Consider the following 12,364-nt stretch of genomic DNA (forward strand, 5'->3'; position numbering starts at 1 on the left):
ACAGCTGAGGGAGTGAAGACAATGAGAATCATCGCTTCTGCCTTGCGCCGCCTGGTTGCCGGCTTGCGTGCAAAGCCGCGGCTACTCGGCCTGGCCGCCCTCGCTCTGACGGGGCTCGTCGGAAACGCCCTGGCCGATCCACAGCTCGAAAAGACCGAGATACGCTACCAGGGCTGGGCCGGCCAGGTGACATTCATTGAGCTGGCCGACGACCTCGGCTATCTCGCGCCGCTCAAGCTCAAATGGGTCGGCAATACCATCAGCGGACCGCAGGATATCCAGACCGTCGTCACTGGTGATATCGACATCGGGGGCGCGTTCTATGGCGCAATCATCAAGCTGATCGCGGCCAAGGCGCCTATCAAGGCGGTGGTCGGCTACTACGGGTCTGACGACAACACATACAACGGTTATTATGTGAAGGAGGACAGTCCGATCAGGACAGCTCGGGATCTGATCGGAAAGAAGGTCGCGGTCAACACGCTGGGTGCGCACCTCGAATTCGTGCTGCGGGAATATCTGTCCCGCAACGGCTTGACGCCGGCAGAAGCCAAGCAGGTGACGCTGGTTGCCATCCCACCGGTCACCGGCGAGCAGGCCTTGCGGCAGGGACAGGTCGAGGTGACCACGCTCAACGGCGTGCTGCGTGACAAGGCACTCGAACGGGGCGGCATCCGCCGGCTGTTTGCGGATACCGACATCTTCGGAAACTTCACCGGCGGGTCCTATGTGCTGCGGGACAAGTTCATCAAGGACAATCCGAACACGTCCCGCAAGCTGATCGAGGGCGTGTCCCATGCCATCGCCTGGGCACAGACGACGCCGCCCGAAGAGGTCCGTGCCCGCTTCGAGCGCATCATCGCCGATCGCAAGCGCAACGAGGACGCCGCGCCCATCAAATACTGGAAGAGCACGGGCGTTGCGACCAAGGGCGGGATGATCGGCGATGCTGAGCTCCAGGTATGGGTCGACTGGCTGGTCAAGGATGGTCTCCTGAAGCCGGACCAGATCAAGCCTTCCGATCTCTATACCAACGAGTTCAACTATTTTCGCCCGGGCAAGACCGCGGAGGCCAAATGACCACGGCCAAGATCCGCTTTGAGCATGTGCGCCAGGAGTTCTTGGTCCGCGGCAAGGATAGCGGGCCGGCGCAGCGCTTCACTGCGCTGGACGACATCACGCTAGATGTCCGGACCGGCGAATTCCTTGCGCTGGTCGGGCCGAGCGGCTGCGGCAAGTCGACCCTGCTCGACTTGCTCGGCGGCCTGACGACGCCCAGCGGCGGTCGCATCCTGCTCGATGGCAAGGTGATCGAGGGACCGGCACGCGATCGCGGCATCGTGTTCCAGCAATATGCGCTGTTTCCCTGGCGCACGGCCGCGCAGAATGTCGAGTTCGGGCTCGACATTGCCGGCCTGAAAGCCAGGGAGCGGCGGGAGAGGGCGCTGCACTATCTCGATCTCGTTGGTCTGTCCGGCTTCGCCGATCGGTACCCTCACGAGCTCTCCGGCGGCATGAAGCAGCGCGTCGCGATCGCCCGCAGCCTCGCCTACGATCCGGAAGTGCTGCTGATGGACGAGCCGTTTGCGGCGCTCGATGCGCAAACACGCGAGACACTGCAAGGCGAGCTCCTGCGGATCTGGCGCAGCACGGGAAAAACCATCTTGTTCATCACCCACGGCATCGATGAAGCCGTGGTCCTTGGTCAGCGCGTGGCGGTGATGACCTCGCGCCCCGGCCGGATCAAGCAGATTGTCGATATTCCCGCCGAGCTGCACAGCGAGACCGAGGACGTCCGTTCGCTCCCCGCATTTGGACGCGTGCGGCACGAGGTGTGGTCTTTGCTGCGCGACGAAGTGTTGAAGGCGCAGGGCTGCCAGGTACCCGCACAGGACGGCGAGCGCGCCGGAAAGGCGAAGGAGTTGGCTCATGTCTAATCTGGAGATACTGACGCTGCTGGAACTCGCCGAGGGGAGTCCAAAGGATCGGGCCAGGCAACGCGCCGGCGCGCTCACGGCGGCGACTGGTAGTCTTGTCCGGTGGTTTGGCGCCATAGGGCAGCGCTCTCTGCTGGTGCTGCTGTTTCTGGCGGTCTGGGAAGCCGTGCCGCGGCTGGGGCTGGTGGATATGACGTTCCTGCCGCCGTTCTCGGAGGTGATTGCGGCGGGCTGGCAGCTTGCACAGACGGGAGAGCTTTACGACGACGTCACTGCAAGTCTGCTGCGGGCCCTCAGCGGCTTCCTGATCGCAGTCGCCCTAGTGGTGCCGCTCGGGCTGGTCACCGGGTGGTACGCCCGGCTCGGCAACTTCCTCAACCAGATCATCGAGATCGCGCGCAATACGGCGCCGCTGGCGCTGTTGCCGGTCTTCATTTTGCTGCTTGGGATCGGCGAGCTCTCGAAGGTCACCATGGTGATCTATAGCTGCGCCTGGCCGCTGCTGCTCAATACGATCGCGGCCGTACGCCAGGTCGACCCGCTCTTGATCAAATCGGCGCGGACGATGGGCGCGACACCGAGCCAGTTGTTCCGAAAAGTGATCCTGCCGGCGTCGTTGCCGACGATCTTCGTCGGCATTCGCCTCGCCAGTGCCTCGGCGATGCTGGTGCTGGTGGCGTCTGAAATGGTCGGCGCAAAGTCAGGACTCGGCTATCTCATCATCAACAGCCAGTACAGCTTCCTGATCCCGCAGATGTATTTCGGCATCCTCGGAATCACCGTGATCGGCCTCGTCTTCAACGCCATCCTCGAGGCGCTGGAGCGCCGCCTGATGCGCTGGAAGGCTCCGGCTGTCTAACCCTGCTTGCTGCGGGCGGTGGCCTGCGTCACGATGCTGTTCGGCGGCACGTCGTGGGTCACCCAGACGTTGCCGCCGATGGTCGAGCCCCGGCCGATCGTGATCCGGCCCAGGATTGTTGCCCCGGCATAGATCACGACGCCGTCCTCAACGATCGGGTGCCGCGCGTCGCCCTTAATCAGATTGCCATCGCCGTCGGTCGGGAAATGGCGCGCACCGAGCGTCACGGCCTGGTAGATGCGGACGTTGTGGCCGATGACGGCGGTCTCCCCGATGACGACGCCCGTGCCGTGATCGATGAAGAAGCCGGAGCCGATGCTGGCGCCGGGATGAACGTCGATGCCGGTCCTCGTGTGGGCGATCTCCGCCACCAGTCTTGCAATCAGCCGCGCGCCGAGCTGATGAAGGATATGGGCCAGCCGGTGATGGATGATCGCGGTCATCCCGGGATAGCCGATTAGGATCTCCGGAAAGTTCCTGGCCGCGGGATCGCCAACGAAGGCGGCGCGGAGGTCGCTGATGATTAACCCGCGCACATCGGGAAGCTGCGAGGCAAACTTGCGCGTCAGCTCGATGGCATCCTCGCGCCGGAAGCCGGGCGTGAGTTCGTCACCGATGAAGAGCGCGGCACGGTGAATCTGGTCAGAAAGGCTATCGAGCGCAACGCTGAGTCGGTTGCCGACGAAATAGTCGATATTCTCACCATCGAGCTCGAACTGACCGTAGTGGCGCGGGAACAGCGCTTCGGTCAGGCCATCCAGGATGGCCTGAAGGGGCTCGCGTGCGGGCGGTCGACGGGCCTCGCCATCCCGGCGGATGCTGTGGGTCTCCTCGCGGGAGACGCGCAGCGCGGCGACGAGCCGCTCGAGGTGCCAGCGCTTGGGGCTATCGGCGTTGCGTGCCTCATTCTCGGAGAGTTCGCGGGGGATTTCGTGCTTCATGCCGCCTCAGCCCCATGAATTGTAAGTCGGACGATGATGTTACCTGACGTGCGCCAGGGGAATGCTGATTTCGGCGAGCAGATCGAGGTCGACTTCGTGCTTGATCTCGATGTACTGGCCGTTCCAGTAGACCAGTCCGGAGAGCTGGGGCGACAGGTCGAAACTCAAGAGGCTTCCTACGATGATCCCGTGCGAGTAGCGCTCGATAATCTCTTCGACCCGGCATTCGACAGTCGCGAGCGAGTTTCCGAGCAGCGGCACGCCGGAGGTCCCGGCAGACCACGGAACCTCCTCGAAGCGCTGCGGGCCCTTGAGCCGGCCGTTGCTGAATCGATCCGCTAGCGCCTCCTGGTCGGAGCCGAGGATGTTGACGCCGAACACGCCGAAGCGCTCGATCAACGCGAAGGACGATGCCTGCCGGTTGACGCTGACGAGCAGGCGCGGCGGGCTCGCACTCAGCGATGCCAGCGACGTGACAGTCATGCCCGTGATGTCTTGGTCGCGCCCAGCCGTGATGATGCTCACGCCGCCGGCCAGGCGGCGCATCACCGCTCGGAACTGGTGTTCGATCTCGTTGCTATCAGTGACGAGGTGAATGTCCGATTTTCCCATGTTTGTCTCTCCTTGTGTCGGACCGTCGAATGCCGGCATCTCCCTGGCTAAAAGAAGCCCTTCGCCGGCAACGGCGTGCCGTTGAGTTCGTATTGGCCGATCGATCGCGCCTTGTAAGTCGTTGGATTGTGCGACGACAGCGTCCGTGCGTTGCGCCAGTGGCGGTCGAAATTGGTGACCTTCTTGGTCGCCGATGCGCCGCCGACGTCGAACAGCAGGCTGCCGCCGCGGATGGCGAAATCGTCCGCAATAAACTTGGCCTTGGCCGAGAGCAGCGCGGCAGTGTGGGCGGCTTCCGCTGCATTTGCTGCACCGGTGTCGAAGGCATTGGTCGCGACATCCAGCGCCTCGGCGGCCGCCAGCACCACGGTCTCGGCGGCGAACGCGCCGCTGGCGATCTGGCCGACGGTCTGTTGAAGCAGGGGATCGTCGGTCGGGACCTCATTCGGTGCGTAGTAGAACGTCCGCTTGCGCGAGCGTACCAGCGCCGTAGCATCGCGTAGCGTCGCGCGCGCGATACCGGCAACGATCGCGGTCAGGAAGAGCTGCGCGAACGTGTTGGAGTAAGGGATGCCATAACCAACATCCGGCGCGTCGAACACGATCTCCTGGCGCTTAACCTTCACGTTGCGGAAGTGCGTCGTGCCGGTCGCCGTCAGGCGCTGGCCGAGCCCGTCCCAATCGTCGACCAGCTCGATACCGTCGCGCTTGACTGGGAGGATCGCGGCCCCGCTCGTGCCGGACGGATCGGCGGCGCGGACCAGGACGTAGTCGGAATACAGAGTCCCGGTGCTGTAATATTTGGTGCCGTTCAGCAGGTAGTCGCCATTGCCGTCAGGCGTGAATGTGGTGCCTGGAGTGACATTGCCGACGCGAGGGCTCTCAAGCTCGGTCGTGGCAAGCCCGATGATCGCGCCCCCAGCGACGGCCCTCTGCCAGTCTCGGCTCTGATCGTCCCTGGGCTTGCGTACCAGCCGCTCGACCACGCTGAAATGGTTGCGCAGAATATGCGCCACATTGGCGTCGGCCTCGCCGAGGCGAATGACGACGGCGAAGAGATCGCGGATCGAGCTGCCGGCGCCGCCAGCGGCGACAGGCAACCGCAATGCGCCGAGGCGCGCGCGCCGGATGAGGTCAATAGCGTCGAACGGAAGAACACGGTCGCGTTCCCGCGCACTCGCGCCCTCGGCGATCTGCTCGAGCAGCGCCTCCAGTTCCGGAGGCTCGGTCTTGAGCGGCTGCGAGGCAGACAGCGAGGGGCTGGTCACGGGTCTGTTCATTGGTCTTGCCTATTCTTGCCTTAGAGCTGCGCCAGATGATCGGTCACCTTGACGGGCTCGGGCAAAACCTTGCGGGCGACGAGCCAGTCGGCGGCCTTTTGCAGCTCGCTGACGAACTGCTCGTCGTTGACCGCGAAGTACCGGTACTGGCGCTTCAGCGCGATGAACTGGTCGCGGACCTCATCGCTGTACTTGCCGGCCTTCTGCGCGATGTACTCGGCCTCCTTCGCGTTCTCGGAGATCCATTTGCCTTCGGCGCGGAACGCATCGTTCACGGCGCGCACCAGCGCGGGATTGTCGGTCGCGAATTTGCGGGTGGTCAGATATGAGGTGTAGTCGATCTGGAAATCGAGATCGCGGCCTTCCAGGAAGATGTCGTGGGCCTTGTATTCGAGCCGGGCGATATCGACGCCCGGGCTCCACTTCGACCAGGCGTCGACCTTGCCGGAGGCGAGTGCCGGCGCCGCATCTGGCGGATTGAGATAGACGAACTTTACCGCGGAGCGGTCGACCTTGTGCTTCTCCAGCGCTGCGACCAGCAGGAACTCGCCGAGGCCTGAACGATTGACCGCCACTGACTTGCCGACGAGGTCCTCGATCCTGTCGATGCCAGAGCCGTCCTTGGCGATGATCGCCGTGGTGCGGGGCTCGTAGACGACGAATTGCGTGAAGACTAGCGGCGAGCCGGCGATGATCGCGGCCAGCGCCGGTGTGGTGCTGCCGCCGAAGCTGAAATCGGCGCTGCCGCCGGTGACCGCCTGCAGGGTCGGCGCATGGTTGGGGAACGGGCCCAGCCACTCCACCTTGATGCCGTCCTTGGCAAGTTGCTTCTCGAGCTCGCCGCGCTCCTTCGCGATAAGATTGAGACCGCTCAGGCCCCACGTCAGGCGGACTGTATCTGTGGTGCGTCCGGTTGCACCCCAGGCAGACCTGCCAAAAGCGGAGTCGCCAAGCGTCATGCCGGCGAGCGCACCAATGCCGAATCCAGCTGTGCCGAGCAAGCCGCGGCGGGATGGTCTGGCGGATGAGAAGTCAGACATGGAGGCCTTTCGGACTTAATTAACGGGTTTGAAGGTCACGCCGAGCTCTGTCAGGAGCTCTGCTCGCGAAATAGAGGCGGCATCGGAACCGAGATGCTCAAAGGCGATCGCGCCACCCCGCATCACCAGGATGCGATCGGCAAGCCCGATCGCCTCGTCCACGTCGTGGGTGACGAGCAGAACGCCGGGGCGGTGATTGGCAACCAGCTCGCGAACGAGCGCGTGCATGCGGATGCGCGTCAGGGCGTCGAGCGCTGCAAAGGGCTCGTCGAGCAACAATAATTCCGGCTCCTGCACCAGGGCACGCGCCAACGCCACGCGCTGGGCCTGTCCGCCGGAGAGGTTGCGCGGCCAGTCGTCGAGCCGGTCGCCGAGCCCGACCTCGGCCAGCGCCTCGGCGGCGCGTTTGCGGGCATCCGGCAGATGCAGCCCGAGCGAGACGTTACGCCACAGATTGTCCCAGGGCAGCAGGCGGTGCTCCTGGAACACCACTGCGGGCCGGCGCGGCGCGGTGATCCTTCCGCCCTGGATCGGATCGAGGCCGGCGAGCGTGCGCAAGAGCGTGGTCTTGCCGCAACCGCTCTCGCCGAGCAGCGCGACGAATTCGCCGCGCTCGATCCTCAGGTTGAGCTTCTCGATCACAATGCGCTGGCCATAGGCCCGTGTCAGATTGCTCACGACCACGGCCGGACCCACACTTGCGGTGCTCGGGGAAGAAGGTGCCACGCGAACGTTCATCACGCGGCTCCGTAATTGGGATGCCAGGCCAGCAGACGCCGTTCGAGGAAGCGAGCGATGGCGTCCGCGGCAACACCGATCAAGGCGTAGATCGCGATGGTCAGAACGATGACATCGGTGCGAAGGAATTCCCGCGCATCCATGGCGAGGAAGCCGATGCCCGATTGAGCCCCGATGGTCTCGGCCACGACGAGCGCGAGCCAGGCGGTCGCCAGTGCATAACGCACGCCAGTGAGGACGGACGGTAGGGCGCCGGGAAGGATAATGCGCCGGATCAACTCGAGCCGGCTGAGCCCTTGGACCCGTCCGAGCTCAATCAGCTTGGGGTCGATCTGCCTGATCCCGAGGGTGGTGTTGATATAGATCGGAAAAGTGACGCCGAGCGCGACCAGGAAGATCTTCTCGGCTTCACCGACGCCAAGCCAGACGATTACGAGCGGGAGAACCGCAAGGAAGGGAATGGCGCGGATCATTTGGACACTACGGTCGATAGCGGCCTCCGCGATGCGCGAGAAACCCACGAGGGTGCCAAGGGCAAAGCCGAAGCTGGCGCCGATCGCAAATCCACTTGCCGCGCGCAGCAGGCTCACGCCGAGATCGTTTAGCAGGCTATCAGTCGTAGCCAGCTTGATAGCGGTGGCCAGGACCTTGCTCGGTGCGGGCAGCACTTGCGGCGAAATCCATCCGGCTCTCGCCAGCAATTCCCAAGTGACCACGAGCGCCGCCGGCGCGAGCCAGGAGATCACCAGCAGGCTTCGCTTGCCCAGCGGAGCTGGTGTGTGCTGTGAGGCGGCCGTCTTCCCCTGATCGAATTCGGTCACTGCGAGAGTTTGCTCGGTATTGCTCAAGGGTGCTCGGTTCCTATTGCATTGTGTCGCGTGTCAGGGAGCACACGAAACGCGCACCAATCATGCTGCGCAGGAAACCGACAGGAGCCATCGCTCGCTGCGTTGCCGCTACAGCAATCTTTGTTACGCGCGCAAAACAGTCCCACGATTTTCGGCGAACAGAAATAGAGCGGTATTTCAATTGTCATTCGTTCCGGAGTTTTCTGATTTCTCCAAGTATGCTCGGGCGGCAAAGAATATCTTTTGATGTGGATGTGCTTGAACTCGAAGCACGCGTCGGTCAAAACGGCCAGCGTTCGTCCGATAAGGCGCGAGCTCTACGAGGAGAGGGTCCCATGACAGCAACGTCTCCGCGCTTTGGTATCTGGGCGGTCGTGCACGGATCACGTGGCGCGTACCAGGATCCCGATGAGCCCTATAACGCGTCATGGGAACGCAATCGCGATCTCGTGCTCGGCGCGGAAGAGCTTGGCTATGACTCGACCTTAATCGCGCAGCACACGATCAATCCGCATATCGAGGATTTCGATCAACTCGAGGCCTGGAGTGCCGCGGCTGCGATCGCGGCATTGACGAAACGCATCGAGGTCATCGCGGCCATCAAGCCTTATCTCTATCATCCCGTCGTGCTGGCCAAAATGGCGCTCGGGATCGAGAACATCAGCCGTGGCCGCTTTGCACTCAATCTGGTCAATGCTTGGAACCGTCCCGAGCTCGAGAAGGCGGGAATCGGCTTTGCCGAGCATGACGAGCGCTACGCCTATGGTCGTGAATGGATCTCGGTGGTGTCCCGTCTGATGGATGGAGAGCGGCTGACCTACAAGGGCAGGCACTTTGACGTTCGCGACTATGTGCTGCGGCCGACGAGCCTCTACCGACAGCGGCCGACCATCTACGTCGGAGGCGAGTCCGAACCCGCCCGCGCACTGGTCGCCGATCATGGTGATGTCTGGTTCATCAATGGGCAGCCGCTGGTTGATGTCGCCGAGCTCATTGCTAATGTTGCGGCACGTCCGCGAGCCGCCGCGCCGCCTCTTCGGTTCGGGCTTTCCGCCTTCGTCGTGGCCCGCGAGAGCAACGAGCAGGCTTGTGCCGAACACCAACGCCTGTTGGCCCTTTCGGCAAAGGATGCGCCGATGAAGGCGATTCAACGCCAAAATACCGATCCGAAGGTCGTGATGATGCAGACGATGCAGAAGACGCCGCGTGTCGGCACCAATGGTGGAACGGCCGCCGGTCTCGTCGGCAGCTATGACGAGGTGGCGGCGCGCATCCGCGACTTCCACGCCGCCGGCATCGAATTGTTCATGCTGCAATTCCAGCCGTTCGAGGCAGAGATGCGGCGTTTTGCTCTGGAGGTCATCCCTCGGGTGCGACAGGCACAAACCGCGCGGGCGCTCGAGCCGGCGGCGGGATCCTAGGCCGACGCCGCGGCTGGTCCGGACTGGGACAAACCGGCTCGGCGGCCTTGTGAGACCAAAATGATCGCGCAGGGTCGAGCCGCCATACTCGGTCCGCAATAGGCGGCGCCGTGGCCGGATCGGCACCGACGGTTTCGTCCAACGTTTCTGGCCAGACGGCAGCACATTGGGCACGAGCTGAATCGATCAGCCGCGCCAGCCGTGAACCCGATCGTAGCAAGATGGCGTGCTGGCAGGATGATGATCGGCTCATCGAGCCGAACTGCCCTCGCTCGGACAGATGATTTCCGATCAGACCATGCCCTCCCGGTCTCTACAGGAGTATCGAGGCGCGAAGCGCACGCTCAAAAAATTCTCTATTGGCAAACGTGGAGCCTGGCAGCCCAATGTGCGACGGTCAACGCAGCAAACCGCATCGTCAATTGACGAAGACATGGCGTCCGCGCGCCCATGTCAATGCCAAGGTCACGCGCAAGCCGTTCCACCACGAATGCGGGCGACATCGTCCTGTTGAGACGTTGCAGCAGCAAGTGATGAGAACGTGGCGCGATCATCGTATCAATCGTAACTAGCGGTATTTGACGTCTGGCGATGAAATCCTCGGTCCACGGCTTGGGCCGCGTTTCTGGACGATCGTGGTTGCGATCGTAGGCGGATTGGGGGGCCGTTTCGCACGCATCCATCATGAGCGCACTCACCTTCAATACAGCGCGCCGGTCTGGGCCAGCCCCCGGGGCGCCGACCATACACCTTGTCGAATTGATTGATGATAGCGCTACTATCGACCAGTACCGCGCCGTAGTTGAGTCCAGGGCCAAAAATGCCGCCGGTTGGGTTATTGACACGCACTTGAGCCCCGTTGCCGAAGCCGCAAAGCGGATACTGCTCGAATGGCATGTTGTATTTACTCGAGGTAATCGACGACAGGTCGCCTGGACGGTGACCGGTTTACCGCAATGAGCAGCATGTTGGCTCGACAATGCTAGGCCGCGGCCGCGGCGCGCAAGTAAGGCAATGAACTCGACAAAAGATGCAACCGACGTGCAATCGGTAGCGAAGCCATTAAGCTACACGAGATCGTCGGATCACACATGACGATGTACTTCGCGTAAAGTAAGAAAGACGCGTCCGATGAGAAATTTGATAATGGAGATTATCTCCACCCGATGAAAAATAGTCGGTATTGGACTCGCGCATCCGAAAATTCTCTGAGAGGATTGATCATCAGGGCAATGATGCCGATCGAGGAAGATTGTGATGCGCAACGACAACTGCGGCAAGGTGGGTGATACCAGGGCGCAGCACTTGTCGGTGACCTGTCCGTGTCGTTGTGCTGACGCGGGCTAGATGCGCGGCACTGATTGCGCCTGAGATCGCTGCAACTCTCCCAACTCCAATAGTGCTCAGAAACGTGAATGCGTGCTCGTCGCGAGCAACGCGATTGCACGATGCTGTCTGACTTCTCGCACCTCTCTTCCGCACACACAACTGTCGAGGGACCTACACGATGACCGTCAACAACGATCCGATCAAATTTGCCTACTGGGTTCCGAACGTATCCGGCGGCCTTGTGATTTCTTCGATCGAGCAGCGCACAAGCTGGGACATCGATTATAACCGCAAGCTCGCCCAGATCGCGGAGAAGTCAGGTTTCGAGTATGCCCTATCGCAGATCCGCTTCACGGCAGGTTACGGGGCTGACAAGCAGCATGAATCGGTCGCTTTCTCACACGCGCTGCTGGCGGCGACCGAGAAGCTCAAGGTTATCGCCGCTCTCCTTCCCGGTCCATGGAATCCGGCACTGGCCGCAAAGCAGATTGCAACGATCAGCCAGCTCACCAACGCGCGCGTTGCCGTCAACATCGTCTCGGGTTGGTTCCGCGGAGAATTCCATGCGATTGGCGAACCCTGGCTCGATCATGACGAGCGTTATCGCCGCTCGGAGGAGTTCATCAGCGCGCTTCGCGGGATCTGGACTGAGGAGAACTTCACGCTCAAGGGCGATTTCTATCGGTTCAACGACTATTCCTTGAAACCAAAGCCGCTGGATCCGCTGCCGGAAATCTTCCAGGGCGGCTCCTCGCGCGCAGCCCGCGATATGGCCGCTCGCGTGTCCGACTGGTATTTCACCAATGGCAATACGCCAGATGGCCTCAAAACGCAGGTCGAAGACATCCGGACAAAGGAAAAGGCTTTCGGGAAGAGCTTTCGCACCAAGATCGGCATCAATGCTTTCGGCATCGTCCGGAAAACTGAGAAGGAAGCCAAGGATGTCCTGCAAGAGGTCATCGACAAGGCGATCCCGGATGCGGTGCGCGGCTTCCATCATGAGGTCCAGAATGCCGGGAATGCAAGTCCCGAGCGCGAGGGCAATTGGGCCAAGTCCACCTTCCAAGATCTCGTTCAGTACAATGATGGCTTCCGCTCGAATCTCATCGGTACCCCGCAACAGGTTGCCGAACGGATCATCGAGCTCAAACAGGCCGGCGCCGACCTGATCTTGCTCGGCTTCCTCCACTTTCAAGAAGAGGTCGAATCTTTCGGCAAGCATGTGATCCCGCTGGTCCGTGAGCTTGAGGCGAGGGCTCCCTTGCGCGTGCAGGCCGCTGAATAGCCGTTACGGAGAAGCCGGTGTCTAGAATTGGGACAGGAGCGGGTGCGCTTCGTCTGGAGGAAGCGCCTCCAGAC

11 protein-coding genes are annotated in these 12,364 nt (G+C 62.1%); 5 read left to right on the forward strand and 6 right to left on the reverse strand.

Annotated features, from left to right (window positions below; genetic code table 11):
* Positions 1 to 21 precede the first annotated feature (21 nt).
* The 3 genes from AAE027_RS19315 to AAE027_RS19325 are packed head-to-tail and all read left to right on the forward strand — an operon-like array spanning position 22 to position 2,796.
* Positions 22 to 1,080, forward strand: coding sequence for an ABC transporter substrate-binding protein (locus AAE027_RS19315; RefSeq protein WP_091878551.1), 1,059 nt, complete (start codon positions 22 to 24; stop codon positions 1,078 to 1,080).
* The gene (locus AAE027_RS19320; RefSeq protein WP_370987098.1) at positions 1,077 to 1,937 is read left to right on the forward strand and encodes an ABC transporter ATP-binding protein; all 861 of its coding nucleotides are present in this window, start codon (positions 1,077 to 1,079) and stop codon (positions 1,935 to 1,937) included. The genes AAE027_RS19315 and AAE027_RS19320 overlap by 4 nt, the downstream gene beginning before the upstream one ends.
* Positions 1,930 to 2,796, forward strand: a complete 867-nt coding sequence (locus tag AAE027_RS19325; protein ID WP_370987097.1) for an ABC transporter permease — start codon at positions 1,930 to 1,932, stop codon at positions 2,794 to 2,796. The genes AAE027_RS19320 and AAE027_RS19325 overlap by 8 nt, the downstream gene beginning before the upstream one ends.
* On the opposite strand, the gene epsC is transcribed toward AAE027_RS19325, so the two are convergent.
* From epsC to AAE027_RS19355, 6 genes are read right to left on the reverse strand one after another with little or no spacing between them, the layout of a single operon-like run.
* Positions 2,793 to 3,737 (reverse strand): serine O-acetyltransferase EpsC, encoded by a 945-nt coding sequence (gene epsC / locus AAE027_RS19330; RefSeq protein ID WP_370987096.1) that lies wholly within the window; start codon positions 3,735 to 3,737, stop codon positions 2,793 to 2,795. The genes AAE027_RS19325 and epsC overlap by 4 nt on opposite strands.
* 39 nt (positions 3,738 to 3,776) lie before the next feature.
* Positions 3,777 to 4,349 carry a flavin reductase family protein gene (locus AAE027_RS19335; RefSeq protein ID WP_370987095.1) on the reverse strand — a complete coding sequence of 191 codons (573 nt, stop codon included), beginning with the start codon at positions 4,347 to 4,349 and terminating at the stop codon, positions 3,777 to 3,779.
* A 47-nt stretch (positions 4,350 to 4,396) separates the two neighbouring features.
* Positions 4,397 to 5,629, reverse strand: a complete 1,233-nt coding sequence (locus AAE027_RS19340; RefSeq protein ID WP_370987094.1) for an acyl-CoA dehydrogenase family protein — start codon at positions 5,627 to 5,629, stop codon at positions 4,397 to 4,399.
* Positions 5,630 to 5,649: 20 nt separating this feature from the next.
* Positions 5,650 to 6,669, reverse strand: coding sequence for an NrtA/SsuA/CpmA family ABC transporter substrate-binding protein (locus AAE027_RS19345; protein WP_370987093.1), 1,020 nt, complete (start codon positions 6,667 to 6,669; stop codon positions 5,650 to 5,652).
* 15 nt (positions 6,670 to 6,684) lie between these two features.
* A complete protein-coding gene (locus tag AAE027_RS19350; RefSeq protein ID WP_370987092.1) occupies positions 6,685 to 7,407 on the reverse strand; it encodes an ABC transporter ATP-binding protein in 723 nt (240 codons plus the stop codon).
* Positions 7,407 to 8,255, reverse strand: a complete 849-nt coding sequence (locus AAE027_RS19355) for an ABC transporter permease subunit (protein ID WP_370987091.1) — start codon at positions 8,253 to 8,255, stop codon at positions 7,407 to 7,409. The genes AAE027_RS19350 and AAE027_RS19355 overlap by 1 nt, the downstream gene beginning before the upstream one ends.
* A gap of 335 nt (positions 8,256 to 8,590) precedes the next feature.
* On the opposite strand from AAE027_RS19355, the gene AAE027_RS19360 reads away from it, so the two are divergent.
* Entirely contained in the window at positions 8,591 to 9,676 is a 1,086-nt protein-coding gene (locus AAE027_RS19360; RefSeq protein ID WP_370987181.1) for an LLM class flavin-dependent oxidoreductase, read from the forward strand.
* A 1,507-nt stretch (positions 9,677 to 11,183) separates the two neighbouring features.
* Complete coding sequence (gene sfnG / locus AAE027_RS19365; protein WP_370987090.1) at positions 11,184 to 12,290, forward strand: dimethylsulfone monooxygenase SfnG; 1,107 nt, start codon at positions 11,184 to 11,186, stop codon at positions 12,288 to 12,290.
* The last annotated feature ends 74 nt before the right edge of the window (positions 12,291 to 12,364 follow it).

Source organism: Bradyrhizobium sp. DN3 (assembly GCF_041357655.1).
Lineage (GTDB): Bacteria > Pseudomonadota > Alphaproteobacteria > Rhizobiales > Xanthobacteraceae > Bradyrhizobium.

What these genes read in the sequence shown, in the direction of transcription:
- AAE027_RS19315 (WP_091878551.1), top strand. Translation starts at nt 22, where the DNA reads ATGAGAATCATCGCTTCTGCCTTGCGCCGCCTGGTTGCCGGCTTGCGT.
- AAE027_RS19320 (WP_370987098.1), top strand. Translation starts at nt 1,077, where the DNA reads ATGACCACGGCCAAGATCCGCTTTGAGCATGTGCGCCAGGAGTTCTTG.
- AAE027_RS19325 (WP_370987097.1), top strand. Translation starts at nt 1,930, where the DNA reads ATGTCTAATCTGGAGATACTGACGCTGCTGGAACTCGCCGAGGGGAGT.
- epsC (WP_370987096.1), bottom strand. Translation starts at nt 3,737, where the DNA reads ATGAAGCACGAAATCCCCCGCGAACTCTCCGAGAATGAGGCACGCAAC.
- AAE027_RS19335 (WP_370987095.1), bottom strand. Translation starts at nt 4,349, where the DNA reads ATGGGAAAATCGGACATTCACCTCGTCACTGATAGCAACGAGATCGAA.
- AAE027_RS19340 (WP_370987094.1), bottom strand. Translation starts at nt 5,629, where the DNA reads ATGAACAGACCCGTGACCAGCCCCTCGCTGTCTGCCTCGCAGCCGCTC.
- AAE027_RS19345 (WP_370987093.1), bottom strand. Translation starts at nt 6,669, where the DNA reads ATGTCTGACTTCTCATCCGCCAGACCATCCCGCCGCGGCTTGCTCGGC.
- AAE027_RS19350 (WP_370987092.1), bottom strand. Translation starts at nt 7,407, where the DNA reads ATGAACGTTCGCGTGGCACCTTCTTCCCCGAGCACCGCAAGTGTGGGT.
- AAE027_RS19360 (WP_370987181.1), top strand. Translation starts at nt 8,591, where the DNA reads ATGACAGCAACGTCTCCGCGCTTTGGTATCTGGGCGGTCGTGCACGGA.
- sfnG (WP_370987090.1), top strand. Translation starts at nt 11,184, where the DNA reads ATGACCGTCAACAACGATCCGATCAAATTTGCCTACTGGGTTCCGAAC.